Annotated in this window: 10 protein-coding genes; 5 read left to right on the forward strand and 5 right to left on the reverse strand. The window is 47.7% G+C overall.

The features are described from left to right. Nucleotides 1–17 precede the first annotated feature (17 nt). The 3 genes from ABLA33_RS00575 to ABLA33_RS00585 all read left to right on the forward strand — a co-directional run bounded on the left by ABLA33_RS00575 (nucleotide 18) and on the right by ABLA33_RS00585 (nucleotide 5,325). On the forward strand, nucleotides 18–836 hold the full coding sequence (locus tag ABLA33_RS00575; protein ID WP_347718820.1) for a hypothetical protein: 819 nt from the start codon (nucleotides 18–20) through the stop codon (nucleotides 834–836). Between the two features lie 848 nt (nucleotides 837–1,684). Then, the gene (locus tag ABLA33_RS00580) at nucleotides 1,685–5,113 is read left to right on the forward strand and encodes a leucine-rich repeat protein (RefSeq protein WP_347718821.1); all 3,429 of its coding nucleotides are present in this window, start codon (nucleotides 1,685–1,687) and stop codon (nucleotides 5,111–5,113) included. 14 nt (nucleotides 5,114–5,127) lie between these two features. Beyond that, nucleotides 5,128–5,325, forward strand: a complete 198-nt coding sequence (locus ABLA33_RS00585; protein ID WP_315091336.1) for a hypothetical protein — start codon at nucleotides 5,128–5,130, stop codon at nucleotides 5,323–5,325. A gap of 304 nt (nucleotides 5,326–5,629) precedes the next feature. On the opposite strand, the gene ABLA33_RS00590 is transcribed toward ABLA33_RS00585, so the two are convergent. Genes ABLA33_RS00590 through ABLA33_RS00605 form a run of 4 tightly spaced genes read right to left on the reverse strand, consistent with a single transcriptional unit; the run spans nucleotide 5,630 to nucleotide 7,944 of the window. Beyond that, the gene (locus tag ABLA33_RS00590; RefSeq protein ID WP_347718822.1) at nucleotides 5,630–6,517 is read right to left on the reverse strand and encodes a hypothetical protein; all 888 of its coding nucleotides are present in this window, start codon (nucleotides 6,515–6,517) and stop codon (nucleotides 5,630–5,632) included. Between the two features lie 33 nt (nucleotides 6,518–6,550). Continuing rightward, nucleotides 6,551–6,997, reverse strand: coding sequence for a DUF6108 family protein (locus ABLA33_RS00595; protein ID WP_347718823.1), 447 nt, complete (start codon nucleotides 6,995–6,997; stop codon nucleotides 6,551–6,553). 4 nt (nucleotides 6,998–7,001) lie between these two features. Next, nucleotides 7,002–7,430 carry a hypothetical protein gene (locus tag ABLA33_RS00600; RefSeq protein ID WP_347718824.1) on the reverse strand — a complete coding sequence of 143 codons (429 nt, stop codon included), beginning with the start codon at nucleotides 7,428–7,430 and terminating at the stop codon, nucleotides 7,002–7,004. Beyond that, on the reverse strand, nucleotides 7,423–7,944 hold the full coding sequence (locus ABLA33_RS00605; protein ID WP_347718825.1) for a sigma-70 family RNA polymerase sigma factor: 522 nt from the start codon (nucleotides 7,942–7,944) through the stop codon (nucleotides 7,423–7,425). The genes ABLA33_RS00600 and ABLA33_RS00605 overlap by 8 nt, the downstream gene beginning before the upstream one ends. Before the next feature lie 447 nt (nucleotides 7,945–8,391). On the opposite strand from ABLA33_RS00605, the gene ABLA33_RS00610 reads away from it, so the two are divergent. Together ABLA33_RS00610 and ABLA33_RS00615 are read left to right on the forward strand one after the other, a co-directional pair. Beyond that, on the forward strand, nucleotides 8,392–8,775 hold the full coding sequence (locus tag ABLA33_RS00610) for a rhodanese-like domain-containing protein (RefSeq protein WP_311489755.1): 384 nt from the start codon (nucleotides 8,392–8,394) through the stop codon (nucleotides 8,773–8,775). A gap of 243 nt (nucleotides 8,776–9,018) precedes the next feature. Continuing rightward, nucleotides 9,019–12,189 (forward strand): carboxypeptidase regulatory-like domain-containing protein, encoded by a 3,171-nt coding sequence (locus ABLA33_RS00615; protein WP_347718826.1) that lies wholly within the window; start codon nucleotides 9,019–9,021, stop codon nucleotides 12,187–12,189. A gap of 104 nt (nucleotides 12,190–12,293) precedes the next feature. Here the strand turns inward: ABLA33_RS00615 and ABLA33_RS00620 are convergent, their stop codons facing one another. Then, nucleotides 12,294–14,426 (reverse strand): hypothetical protein, encoded by a 2,133-nt coding sequence (locus tag ABLA33_RS00620; RefSeq protein WP_347718827.1) that lies wholly within the window; start codon nucleotides 14,424–14,426, stop codon nucleotides 12,294–12,296. Between the last annotated feature and the right edge of the window lie 157 nt (nucleotides 14,427–14,583).

Here is a 14,583-nt window from a genome sequence, read left to right on the forward strand (position 1 = left end):
AACTACAACCGCTGATAATGAAAACCGCTCCTCAACTTTCACCCATATTTTCTCGCCGCAGCAAGAAAGAAACGAAGGCTTCTGAGGGGCGGCTTTCATCTTTTCTGCCAGTAAGCGTTCAGGCAAGAATGCTTGTCGGTTTCCTGCTCCTATGGCTCTTTGGCAACCTGAGTGGTACAGCCAGCTCTGCTTATGCCGATAACAGTTCCGCCCGATGGAGCACAGAATTCGTCCATACTGCCGCATCGGTCGAGAAGGACAAAGCTACCACACAGCGCCATGCCTTAGCAAGAGACAAGGAACTGTTTTGCCACCTCCCTCTTGCTCCCATCGATACAGCGCGGGGCGACAGCAGTGCAGTGGGTGCGCATCCGCGCATCGTCCTTCCACAGCAACCCAGTTCCCCGGTAGCGGCGCGCACCCTGGCCTTGCGGAACTCCCCAACGGCCTACAATGTCAGCCCCATTAGCTGGGACATCTACCAATATATTGGGCGTGAAACTACCTTTATCACCGACAGAAAAGCCATTACGGACATCTTAGGCAACCTCTGCGAGCAGATGAGCGTTTCCACACAAGAGGCCACGCGCCTCGAGACTGCCCTCGGACTCAAAGAAGGCTCTCTCCAAAATGGTTTCAAAATCCGCGAAATATCTCTCACGGGGATGCCGCCCGAAAGAATCCGCGTTCCCGAACGCGGCAACAAGCATTTCTTGGGCAAAGGGAAAGGTCTGCCCGGCGGCGGCCCTGAACTGGAACTCCAGCCACGAGTATCGACCAAAGACAATGAGGAAGTTCGCACCATAGCAACCGTGAGCATCTTGAAGCTCTTCTAATACTATCACAAAAGGAAAAAAATACACCCTATAAAGCCAAGCGTAAATATCCTTATTGCGTTTGAAAATACAATAAGGCTATCAGCTGACAGCCTTATTCTGTCAGCTGACGCCCTTATTGTATCTACGCCGACAATCGCAAAGGATCTTTACCAAAGGTTTCTTTCATTTTCCCCTTACAAGAAGCTCATTCCCAAGAAAAAGCTATCAAAAACTGCCTCAAAAGTTCGCCAACGATTCCAGTATTTATCGGCTCAGCACATCACAAAACATCCGTCCTTCTCTCTCATAATTTTCTCGAAGAAAAAGAGCCGTTGCTCAGAGAAACAAATAAATGGTCCATGGCCCTACTTTGCCCCATGAGTTTCATTAAAAACGCCACATTTTTGTCAATAAAAATCCCCCCCCCCCCCATAAATTTCTTTTGTTATTTTGTAGCCTCAAAAAAATGTAGATGTAAAAATATAGCCCTATTTTTGCAATAAAATAGAGTAAATAAACGAATAAACATGCCACATAAACTGAGGTTTTCCTTTGGAAATCATTCTGATAATAAAAAAAAGAGGAAAGTACAAAAAGGGTAAATGATATGAAAAATAAAACTTTAAGATGAAAAAGCATCAGACAATAATCATCACAGATACAATTGAAATGTAAAAATAAACGCTAAAAATAAGTATTATTATAAATGATGTAATACAGACACGAGAAGATAGCAAATATTATAACAACATTATCCGTTTTAGTTATCTCCTCCTCACAAAAGAAAATAATGATAACCCAGAAAAATGTTGGCTAATTAAATACGCTTCACTTTAAGATATAAAATAAATTAATTTAATGAGCTTATGAACAAAATTAAACTTTTGCTATTGACGTTACTTTCAATAGTAATGCCAATGAGTTTGTCTGCCTACACAAAGGATCAGATTGTTCATTTTGGTGCGAACCACTACAAGGTGGTTTCTGCAACAGAAAACACTCTCTACTTTTTAGGGACAGACGACTCAAGTACAGGAGAATTAGAAATTCCAGGAACAATCCCCGATGGAAATGGCACCACTTTCAAAGTTATAGGTGTGAGCGCTCATTCGCTTTACAGATCTATCAATATCACTTCTGTAAAACTTCCTGAGACTATCGAAAGGTTGGAAGGAGCAAGCTTCAGAGGTGCACGCTTGGAGAGAATCAATATTCCGAAGAGTGTAAAATACATTGATCCTTATGCTTGGGGAGAAGTTCGTCGTGTTCCTAAACACGATGTAGCTACTGATAACCCTAATTACTGTTCAGATTCTCAAGGTACACTCTATTCGAAGAACTATACTACACTCCAATCTGTGCCTTCTGATGTAAATCCTACTGACGGAGTTTATACCGTTGACAGTCGTGTGCAAAAGATTACAAACCCGGCATTTCGCTTGATCGAAGGGCTGAAAAAGATTGTTCTGCCTAAGGATTTAAAAGAGATTAAAGAAGGTTACCCCACTATTGCGCCCACGCCCACGCTCGAAGCTTTTGAAATTGTAGGTGGAGGAGACACGCCTTACTCCGTTGATGCAGGTGTACTTTTTAAAGACACAATCCTTATGGTTTATCCTCCTGCAAAGCCCGAAAAGACTTATACAGTGCCCAACAATATTACAACAATTGGAAGCTGTGCCTTTTTGCTGCCATCCATACTGGAGGAGATTGACCTAAACAATGTGAGAAAACTGAATGTGGCTTCAATTGATAATGCAGCGAAACTCAAAAAAATCACCCTTCCAAAGGGTATCAAAACCTACAATCCTACCACAAAGATGGGTATGGCTGAGGGGTGCTTCACATCTTGTACAAAAGTTGAAGAATATATTGTTCCGAATGAAAATACCGACTTCGTAGCTGAAGACGGTATAGTCTATTCCAAACCTGCGAAGGACATCCTCTATTTCTATCCGCCTAATAAGGCTGGCGAAACCTACGCAATCCCAGCCTCGGTAAAGAAGATGGCTAAGAGATGTTTCATATCGGCACAAAACATCACCTCAATGGTTATTCCGAAAAATGTAGAATCTTTAGGTCAGGAAGCTTTCCTCGGTGCCCGAGAACTCAAGACCGTAACATTTGAAGAGCCCTCGAAGATTACAGAACTCGGTTTTAGAACCTTCGGTTCTTGTCCGAAATTAACTACCGTAACCTTTCCCACATCTCTCAAAAAAATTGGTATTACTTTCCCTGAATGCTGGAATCTGGAAACTATCAATGTCCCCAACGGCTCACAGCTGGAGGAGATTCCCGATAACGCATTTACTACCAATACGAAACTGAAGGCTTTCAACATCCAAGGCAGTTGCCCGTTGAAGACCATCGGCCACAATGCTTTTGCTAACTTGAAGGAACTAGAAAAATTCGAGTTTCCCAAAACAGTAACCACTATCAATAGCAACGCTTTCAGCGGTTGCGAGAAAATGGCGACGGCAACGTTTGCTGACGACGCCGAGATTCAAACCATCGGCTCTGGTGCATTTGCCGACTGCGGATTGGTAAACTTCAACGTGCCTAAGAATGTAAACAAGATTGAGCGCGAAGCTTTCCGCAATTGTGCTGCATTGGACACTGTCAACATTTCAGAAGCCACTACCGACATCAGCCCTGAGGCTTTCAAAAACTGCTCCAACCTCAAAGCTATCAACGTAAGCAAGAAAAATTCCGTCTACTCAAGTGTTGATGGTTATCTCCTATCGCAGAACAAAAAGACATTGATGATTTTCCCTCCAGGAAAAGCAAACGACCGCTTCACCCTGCTACCTCCGTCAATCACCTCTATCGGGAAATATGCTTTCTACGACTGCAAGAACCTGAAGAATGTAACCATCCCTAATTTGGTTACCTCAATCGGTGAACGTGCTTTCGGTCTTTGCACTAATCTTAAAACAATCACATTCCTCTGCGATGAAAAAATCAAGGCGGACAGCATCAATAAAGAAGAGAATAAGATGTCGTTCGATGATGGAACACAGACGAGTCATAACATGTTCCAAAACATCAATATTCAGGTGCGAAAGGAAAAACTAAATGACTACAATAGCGATCCATTCTACCAGAAGTTTAAATCCATCAAACCTTCTTTTGAGGTTGGCACGGAAGAATACATCGCGGTGTCAGATAATGCTGTAAATATGCTTAATACAAAGCGTACTGACGAGACCTTTGTTCTGCCAACGGAAATTCCCCATGACGGCAAAAACTACAAAGTGAGCATGATCGGCGACTATGCTTTCCAGCACGTCACCTCTGGCATAAAGGAAGTGGTAGTAAAGAAAGACGTGGAATACATTGGTGCTCAAGCTTTCATCACCAACCGCGCAAACAATACAAGTATCATCAAGAGCGTATTCTTCATTGAAAGCAACCCCACGAAGCAAATGTTGAGCACTACTCGCTTCGATCTCGACCAAACAAACACAAACTACAGCGAGTTCGCTAAGGCGACGAAGATCTATGTGAAGAAAACGGCGCTTCCAATCTATAAGAAAGAATGGGCGAAGACAGTCTATAAGAAAGATACTGATAAAAACGAGACGAGTCCTTACGACTTCACTTCACAGCTTGAGTTCAAAATCAAGGATGTCAAAATTAGTAAGAAGTACGGTACTTTCGCTCGTGAGTTCGATGTAGACTTCAGCGACTACTACAATGAGAATCACCGTTCAGAGATAGCAGCTTTCGTAGCCAGCACTAAGATTTTGGATGGAAAAGGCGACTATGGCACAGCCACCAAGCACGTTCGAATGACGAGTGTTGATAAAAACGATGGTTACACAGGTTCTTATTCTTACGTTCCTGCTTATACGGGCGTACTTCTCAAGGTTCTTGATAAGGAAGCTACAGATGCTGACTTCTACTACACGATTGGAGAACAAGACCAGCAAGTCTACCATGTCACAAACAACGTTATGACAGGTGTAACAGTAAACCCCATTACCTCTCTCACAGCCACAACTACCGATCCCATTTATGTGATGCAGGGCGGTACCTTCCGCAAGGCTGAGAGCAATATCAATAACTTCCCCATCCACAAGGCGTATATGAAGTTCAGCGCTCTACCCGCAGGCACACGAGTTGTGTTCGATTTTGACGATACCACAACAGGAATTGAGAGTATCGAAAGCATTGATACAGGCAGTTCCAATCGAGCTGCTGATGTTTACTACAATCTGCAAGGTCAGCGCATCAACAAGCCGCAGCAGGCAGGTCTCTACATTCTCAATGGTGCGAAAGTAATAATCAAATAAAGTCGCAGAAGACAATGAATAAAAAACAATATACAGCACCTAAAATAACTTCTATTACCTGGTCTGCTGAAAGTTTGATGCTTGTTGCCAGCCCAGGTGTAGGAGGAGGTTACAATTCTGGCGAAGAGATTGATTCTAGAAAGCAAGGTCCGTTAGAAGAAAATAGTGGCTCAAATATCTGGGACAAACAAAATTCTCTCTGGGAAGACTAATCAGAGAAATATCTCTTTTCTGCAATCATTTCCCATTATGGGATTTATGATAAAAGCAATTGACATTGGGGAAGGCTTCACTGCCTTCTCCAATTTTTTTATTCTTGCTGCCTGACCCACTTAGAAAGACCAGATTGCTTCTATTCGCAAGATCTAAACAATAAGGTTTGCGGAGTTTTTTTGAGGACACATCAGCAAAATTTATAGAAGAATGTAACGAAAAAGGCTTCGCCGTCGGGGAGAGGCGAAGCCAAATGAAAGAGGGGAGTATCTTATTGTTTGATTTTATGGTAGCGGCTGATTATCAGAAACCGAGGGAGAGGCCGATGGCTATGCGGCGAGAGTCGTCAGAGCCAGTGGCATCTTGGAGGATGCGGCAGGGATTGTACTTCACATAGAGACTCACGAAGTCTTTACCTACTTGTCCGATGATATCGGCCGAGACGCGATTGGTGCGAATGTTCTTCATCTTCTCCATAAAGTCGCGCCCATTGAGCGAATATTCGGAGCGAACCTTAGCTCTCCAAGCATAGTGGAGGTTGGTGCGCAGACCCACGAACCAGTCGTGGCAGAACGTATAGCGATAGCTGAAACCCAGGTAGTTGGTCGTGAGGAAAAGGCGAGAAAATTTAGGATCTGAACCAGCGGGATAGGCTTCGGGGGTGAGACCGTGGGAGGCATTCTTGCCGTAGCGCAGTTGCTTGCCTTCGTGGCACAAGGAAGCGGTGTAGAAACCTGTGTGAATGGCCAACGCATGGTGGCGACGCTGAAAGTTCACGTTGAGAATGTCGAGGTAGAACTCGGCAGATTTGCTCATCTTAGCTTTGAGTCCGTCGGGCATTCCTGGAGTGGCCACCCAGCCCATTGCCAGACCTAAGATGCCTAATTCTTTTTGCCATTTGTTGGACTCTTCCTGTTCCTTTTTCTTCTTGCCAAAGAGGATGTTAAAGTCCCAGTCGTCCGCGCTTTGACGGACCACCGATTCGGAGTTTTTGCCCACGGATTTGGAGTAGGAATAGCGGAACGTGGGGTCTGTGCCGTTGCCAAAGATGTCGATGTTGACCACTGAGTCCCGCTCCGTCACCACCACGCGGCGTGCGTTTTCCACGGTGGTCACTGTGTCGGTTGTCACTTGTGCTGTTGCAGACAGTGTGCCCATGAGTGTCAGGGCAAGGAAAGCTTTGAGTTTCATATTTATAAGGTTTTATTGTTATTTTTCTTTGTTTTATTTGCTAAACATCCGTTTGAGTTCGGCCGCCGTGGCTCGTCCCTGCAAATAGATGAGGGTGAGACGTCCGTCAGAGCCCGGTTGATAGGAGTTGTTCCGATAGAAGATGTAGCGGTTTTCAGCACCCACGGATGAGAGTTTGTAGAAACCGTAGTAGACATGACCACTCTTTCTCACCTCTTCTTTTGACACAGCATGCGCCGCATCGCGAAGCACGGCAGTTTCTATTTGTCGGGTGTCGGCCGCCGAGGGAGTGAGCGAAAGGCTGCGCGAGAGGCTCAGATTGAAAGCCTTGAGCCTGCTGCCCGAGAACTGCACCGAAGTGGCATCTTGACGGGTGGAGTAGCTACCTTCAAAGATGGAGGCAATATTTAGTCCTGCTTGGGCCTGGGCGGGAAGCACCACGCTCATTAGAGCTATAAGAATCATCAGAATGCGTTGCATGACTTTATTGGTTTAGCGTGTTAAACATATCCTTGAGTTGGCTCTCCGGCGTGGGCGCATCTGTGGGGCTGCTCACGGCCTGCATCTCTTTTTGCATCAGTTTGACCACCTCGTCGGGGTTCGTCACCTTGCGCCCATTGACATAGGCGATGCAAACATCATCTGGGTGAGCCTGCTGAATGGTATAGACACCTCCGAGCATGAGTACCACCACGGCGGCTGCGGCTGCCTGCCACCAACGGATGGCGCGGTGTGACTTGCGGCGCAGCTTACGCCCCACGGCGGTGAAGCCCATCACGGCGCGCACTTCATCATAGCGCGCATCGGAGGCGTAAGGGCCAGTGATGAGCCGTTGCAGTTCGCGCTCTTCCTCCAGCGTTGTTTCCGCGTCGAAATAGCGGTTGATGAGTTCGTCCAAGTTTTTACTATTCATCTTCATAATCTCTTCTGTAAATTTCTCGAATGGTGCGTCGAGCGCGTGAGAGTTGCATCCTGACGGCTGCCGGTTGCATTTGCAAGCTCTGGGCAATGGCGTCGTAGTCCTGGCCTTCATAATCGTGGCGGCGAAGGATGTCGCGCTGTAGCGGGGAGAGTTCGGAGGCCACGATGCGTTCCACTGCTTGGAAGCGGCTTTCCACATCGGGCGCGTCCTCTTCAGCTCCGTCGGTCTCGGTCAGACTCACACTGGCTTCCCGCTGCTGCTGGCGTAGGTGGTCGATGCTGAGATGTTTCACCGTCGTGGTGAGTAGTCGGCCGGCCTCATCTTCGGAACGCAACGTTGTGCGGCGTGTCCAGAGGCGGACGAAAGCATCCTGCAAAGCATCGTCGGCCACGCTCTCCCCCACCATGGAGGAGGCCAAGCGTCGCAGCCCTCGCTGGAGGCGCTGAAATGCTGGGAGGAGTACTTCCTCTTTCGAGCCGTCGCTATTTAGGAACTTCTGAGCCATTCGAGTGGTTGGTTTACATTGTGCTAACGCAGGACTTTCGGTTTTGTAACATCAAAAGTAAGATTTTTTTCTTTTATTCAATAAAAGAGAGGCAGCTCAGAGGCCGCTTACTTGAAAATCGGACAGGTCCGACGCGTCCGACCTGTCCGACTGGTCCGACTTGTCCAACAGGGCAAAAAAATGCAATAAGGCTGTCGGCTGGCTTCCTTATTGTGTCAGCTGATAGCCTTATTGTGTCGGCTGACATCCTTATTGTATTTACGGGGTGGTTTAAGGGGTTGATTAGCAGGAGTATATGAGCTGAGTTTTCAGAAAGAAAAGCCGTTCCCTTGGCTTTTCCTCCTCGAAAGTTGGCAATATTTAGGAAAAGCCCGTATCTTTGCTTCGATAAATCCACGCGCACCATTGGCAAGGCTGATAGGTGGCGCAAAAAAACGGTAGTTATTTATGAAAATTCTCCTTGCAGCCACAGGGCTGCTTCTCTCTCTCGCATCTTGCAGCGTATCCGTTCCAGGTATCAAGAGCGTGAATGCCAATGAGTTTGAAAAACTGCTGCAAACCGGCAATATTCAGCTTTTGGATGTTCGCACGGCTGAAGAGTTTGCTCAAGGCCACATTCCAGGCGCCACGAACATTGATGTGCAGCAACCCGACTTTCTCGAAAAAGCACAAGCGGCTCTCTCGCGCAAACGCATCGTGGGCATCTATTGCCGTTCGGGCAAACGCAGTATGCGCGGTGCTGAAATCCTAAACAAAGCAAAGTTCACCGTTGTCAACCTCCAAGGCGGCATCATCGAATGGCAGGATGCGCAAAAAGTCACAGAAGAGTGAAAAAACCCTTAAAACTGCAAACTGCATCGGACAATTTGTAAGTTTCCAACTTGTCTGATGGGCAAGAATAGCATCTTTATTCTCTTTTTCTCTGTTAAAAGCCCAAAAAGAATTTAATTTCTTACAAAAACGTGTAACTTCGCGGCGTGGAAAAGTGGCAGGTTCGAGCAACCCGCTGCAAGAGAGGCTTAATTCCTTTCCCCTCTAAGTTTTAAAGGACATTCTAAATCTTTTCTATTTCTTATGGAATACTATCAAAGAGTATTGTTGGCAGCCTTGACGCCTGCAGTTGCAGTTTGCGTTCAGGCTCAGGTGACTACGTCCTCATTGGGCGGTCAAATCCTGAATGAGTCCAACCAGCCAGTTGCAGGAGTAGTGGTAAAGGCCACTCACGTTCCTTCTGGAACGACCTACAGCGCAGTGACCAACGCCAATGGCCGTTATACCATTCAGGGTATGCGTCCGGGCGGCCCTTACACCGTAGCTATCCACTACCTGGGTTACAATGCAGAGAAGTTTGAGAACATCAATCTCGAGCTCGGCAATATGTTCCCGCTCGATGCTTCATTGTCACCGAAATCTACTGACTTGGGCGAAGCAACGGTAGTGGCCAATCGCAAGACACGTACGGGAGCAGGCGAGAACTTCACGCTGCAAAAAATGCAGAACATCCCAACGATTGATCGTTCTGTGGCAAGCATTGTGAAGAACACGCCGATGGCCGTTTCATCCAAGAGTGGCGGTATTTCCTTCGTAGGTTCTAACAATCGCTACAACAGTTTCCAGATCGACGGTGTTGTGGCCAACGACGTGTTTGGTTTGAGTGCCGATGGTACCAACGGCGGACAAACGGGTGCAAACCCCATCTCCATGGATGCCGTTCAGGAACTCCAGGTGGTTATTGCTCCTTATGATGTTCGCCAAGGTGGCTTCACGGGTGGCGGTATCAATGTAGTGACAAAGTCGGGTACGAACGATTTCCACGGAAGTGCGTACTCCTACTTCAACAACCAGAGCATGTATGGCAAGTACAGTGCTGTGCGCGACTATGCCAAGGTGCCCCTCACCGACCAGTTTGAGCGCACCTTCGGTGGAACGCTCGGCGGTCCGATCATCAAGAACAAACTCTTCTTCTTCGCTTCTGTAGAAAACAAGAGAAAGAGTTATCCCAACAACATCTACCCCGGCTATAGCGAGAAATACATCTCAACGGATGTGGCACAGCAGGTAGTGGATCGCTACTATGCGCTGACGGGCATTCGTGATAGTTTCGGCCCACGCAACGTTGAGAGCCACAGCCTCGGCATTACGAGCCGCATCGACTGGAATATCAACGAGACCAACCACCTCACACTGCGCTATCAGCACAATAATAGCTACAAAGACGGCTATGCTGTTGGTGCTACCAGCTATTTTTTCGCTAATTCGGGCTACCGTTATAACAACAAGACCAACGACATTGTTGCAGAATGGACAAACCGCATCAGTGATAGCTTCTACAATGAGTTGCGCGCCAGTGCAAGCTTCGTGCGCGACCACCGCGAGTCACCCTACCAAGGTCCAACGGTATTGATTCAGAACGTGTACAGTGCAGACAATTCAACTCGCATAGGCCTCAATATCGGTACAGAATATAGCTCTGCAGCCAACGGACTGGACCAGAACATCTACACGTTGGAGGACAACCTCAGCTGGTACTTGGGTAGCCATACGCTGACTTTCGGTACACACAACGAAATCTACAGGGTTTCTAACCTCTTCATTCAGGCTGCTAATGGTTCTTGGACTTTCGATAATTTGAACGATTTCCTCAACGATAAGCCCAACAGATTCAACTATAAGTACACCGACCCATCTCTCACCGGCGGTGACACGAAGTATTCTCCAGCCATCAAGGCGGGCCAGTTTGGTTTCTATGCGCAAGACAAATGGAACGCTACTTCCAACTTCAATGTGACTTATGGTTTGCGTATCGATTTGCCCGCTGTTTTCAACAAACCAACAGCTAACGAAACTTTCAACCAATACGCCAAGAGCAAGAATCTGGATGCTCAGGTAGGTGTCGTTCCTAGCACGAAACTCATGGTTAGTCCGCGTCTCGGCTTCAACTGGTACCTCACCGACGACCACAAGACGCTCCTGCGCGGCGGTACGGGTATCTTCACCGGTCGTGTGCCTTTCGTATGGCTCAGCAACGCCTTCAATAGTAATGGTGTAGAAATGAAATCTACCACTATCTCTAAGAGCGTGCCTGGTATGAACAACTACCAGCAGGCTCTCACTGATGTGGTTAACTCTAGCGCTACGAGCCAGAAACCCGACATTGCTGTAGTGAGCAAGAAGTTTAAGTATCCACAGGTTTTCCGCTCTAACCTCGCCCTCGAACACACGCTGCCCGGCGACGTGAAGATGACGCTCGAGGCCATCTATAGCAAGACGATGAACAACGTCTTCTTCGAGAACCTTGCCATCAATCAAGTGGCAAAGACCTATGCTGTGCCTGGCAAAGAGAACTCTGCTGTTCCCTACTACAACAGTGAAAAATCTGACTACTACAGCATCATCAATCTGAAGAATACGAACCGCGGCTACAGCTACGCCCTCAGTGCACTCTTTGAAAAGACTTTCAACTTCGGCCTTGACCTCGCAGCAAGCTACACCTTTGGACACTCTAAGAGTGTGAACGATGGTACAAGTTCTGTTGCTTATTCTAACTGGAAGTACAACTATTCTCGCGACACCAACGGTAAGGGTGAACTTGGCTATTCTAAGTTCGACATTCCTCACCGCGTGATGGTACGTGTGGGCTGGACTTCTCCCAAATACCTCAACGGCTGGACCAGCACGCAGATCGGTATCGTTTACAACGGCTCTAATGGTGGCCGCTACAGTCTCTCAATGAACGAGAGCGAAGACTTCAACGGTGACGGACAGAAGGGTAACAACCTCCTCTACATCCCAACGAAGGACGAACTCGCGCTGATGAACTTCACGCCGACCATTGTGAAGGGTCAGGTGATTATGGATGCTGATAAAAACCGTGCAGCTTTTGAAAAATGGATCGAAGGCGACAGCTACGCTAAGAACCACCGCGGACAGTATGCTGAACGTAATTCTAACATGACTGAATGGGAACACCAGATTGATCTCCACTTCGGTCAGAAGATTTACTGGAAGAACATCTGCAACTTTGAGTTCACCTTCGACATCATGAACTTCGCCAACTGTCTGAACAAGAAGTGGGGTGCTCAGTATAGCAACGTCTACAACGTAAGCCCGCTGATGGTTTCTAAGATGACGAAGGGTGCTGATGGCAACTATACGCCGGTTTACCAGTATAACAACCCACGTCTCACGAAGAGCGATATCCTCAGCCGCTGGCACATGCAGCTCGGCTTCCGCGTAAGCTTCTAAGCGAGACCTCTATTCTCTAAGCGGACTCTTTAGAGACCGCTCACAAAAAGGCTTCACCTCCGTTCGGGGTGAAGCCTTTTCTTGTTGTCTTTTTTTGAGTTATCCTATTTCCCGTCGAAGTTGATAATCATATCCTCTACAGCATCTGCTGGCACACCGATAGCGGCAGGTTGAGCGGATTGGGCTTGTTCTTTGAGGCGTGCAAACTCATCGTCAAAATTGTGGAAGCCGTTGATGCTGAGGTCTTCTCTGACGCGGTAGCCCTCAGGGGTGATGGTCTCGTAGTGCGGAATGGCGTTGAAGCGGAAGAGTTCGCACAGTTGGTTGTATTCTGCTGGCGAAAGGCAGATACACTCCTCGTCGGTGAGCCATTCTTTCACATATTTCTGATATGCCTCACTGCCCTGCGGCGTGTTCTCTGCAGCGATAAAGATGAGTTTCACATCCTTGCGTTGCGCAATGCTGGCGCGCAAATCCTTACTCTTCTGGATAGCGGCACGGCAGGGAGCACAGCCCATTCCCCAGAAATCGATGAGGAGATAGCGGCCCGGGAAGCGCGCCGATAGTTGGCGGATCATTTCGGCCGCTGCGTTGTTGGCGGGGAGAGGCGTAGCGATGTCTTGTTCCATCATGGCTGCCGAACAGAAGAGATCGGCTTGTTGGCGGATGAAGGGAGAGGAAAGAACTTCCAAGTAGGGCGATAGCATATTGTTGAGCGCGGGCAGACTTTCCGCCTCGGCCAAGCGTTCTTGTTCTGTGAGGCTTGTGTCGGCCAGTATTCCAGGGATGAGCGCCTCATTGTTGCGCCACTCTTTGAAGTTTTCCTGAATGTCTTTGTAGATGCAGATTTGCAGCATCAGGTTGCTGTCGTTGCATCTCATTAGTTTTTTCAGGGCCGCGCGCTTGTTGTTGAGAATTTTCTGCTGAATATCGGCCGTTATCTTGACGCTGTCCATCTTTCCAAGGGAAGCAAACTGCCCTGAGAAGACGGGAGGGGCGAAGCGCAGGCGGTTGATGAGAGTGGGGAAGTAGCTACTGGCTGTCAGCAAAGGATTGTCGAAAGGAATGCGCGATAAGAGTTTGAAATTGCTGGGATCGTTCAGCGCATCCATTTCGGCTTTGTCCGCTCCAGTGAGTTCCTTCTGTCCGTTGGCTTCTGCTTTTTTTGAAAAATCATCCTCACGGTTCATGGCATATTCAATCAATGCGCTGGCAAAGCTCACTTGCAAATCAGCCAAGGCCAACTGCTCTTCCATCGGAGTGAACTTGTCGCGCTCGCTCGTAAGTGCCAGTAGCGTTAGCGCATTTTTCCAGAGCGTTTCCGCAAGGGGTTGCGCTTGGCTAAACGGCCCATTGAAATAGCGCAGGGCATTCATGATGCCATTGAAAGGGAGTTTCGCTTTGAGCCATCGTTCCATCTCTTTGCAACTCCCGTTGTTGTACTGGCACTCATATTGTCCGCGCGCGTTCTTTTGCACCGTCACATCGATGGTCTCGCCAGGGCGGGCAAAGAAAGGTATCTCGCTGAACGCTATATTGGAATTGCCCGCGAAGAAAGCCTCTCTCACGGGATAGCACGCCGAGAATTTCTTTTCGAAAGTCCCATCCGGCGCAATATTGAGCATGAGTATTCCCTGCTCCTTCTCAAAAATGTTTTCGTAGTAACATTCTAAGTGGTTGAAACCAAATTTTGCGACATCATAGTCCATGATGCGACCGCGAATGGTGATGGAATCGTTCTTGAACCACTCCGTTGGCAGCACATAGGGATGGCTCTCGGTGAGTGCTTCGAGCCTGGGCGTGGTGAGTGGGGTGTTCTTGTCGTGGATGCCGAGGAGCATAAACGAATAGAAGTCGTCTCCCCCTATGAAGTCGAACACTCTGACGCGTTGCGGCATGGGGGCAAAATGCAGGGCGAATTGAGTTGGGCCATTTTTAGGAGAAGAAATCGGTTGGTCGAGCACGACGCCCTCAGCCGAGCGCAAGGGATATCGGTGGCCGCTTTCATCTTTCAGATAACTGCTCTTGTTGAGAATGAACGGATCTCCTGCTGGCGATTCGATGCAAAGGTGAAGCGTGGTGGCCGTATCTGTCAAGACCACTTCTTGCACAGTGATTTTTTCTTTGAATGGGATTGCGCAAGCCGTCACCTTGGGCGTTTTGATGGTTTTGAAGGTCTTGCTCCAGCTCGCCACCGTGCAAGTCAGGAGTAGAAGGGTGATAAAAAACTGTTTCATTGTATTTAGGAAATACTACCGATTAAAAAATAAAGCCTCGAACCCCTTTCGTTGTTCAAGGCTCTTATCGTGTGGTTGCAAAAATACGTCATAATTCTATTTTCCACCAAGAGAACGCCCCAAATCCTTCATCTATATGGTCATCAGTAAGCGGTTT

This window comes from uncultured Alloprevotella sp. (assembly GCF_963536905.1).
Lineage (GTDB): Bacteria > Bacteroidota > Bacteroidia > Bacteroidales > Bacteroidaceae > Alloprevotella.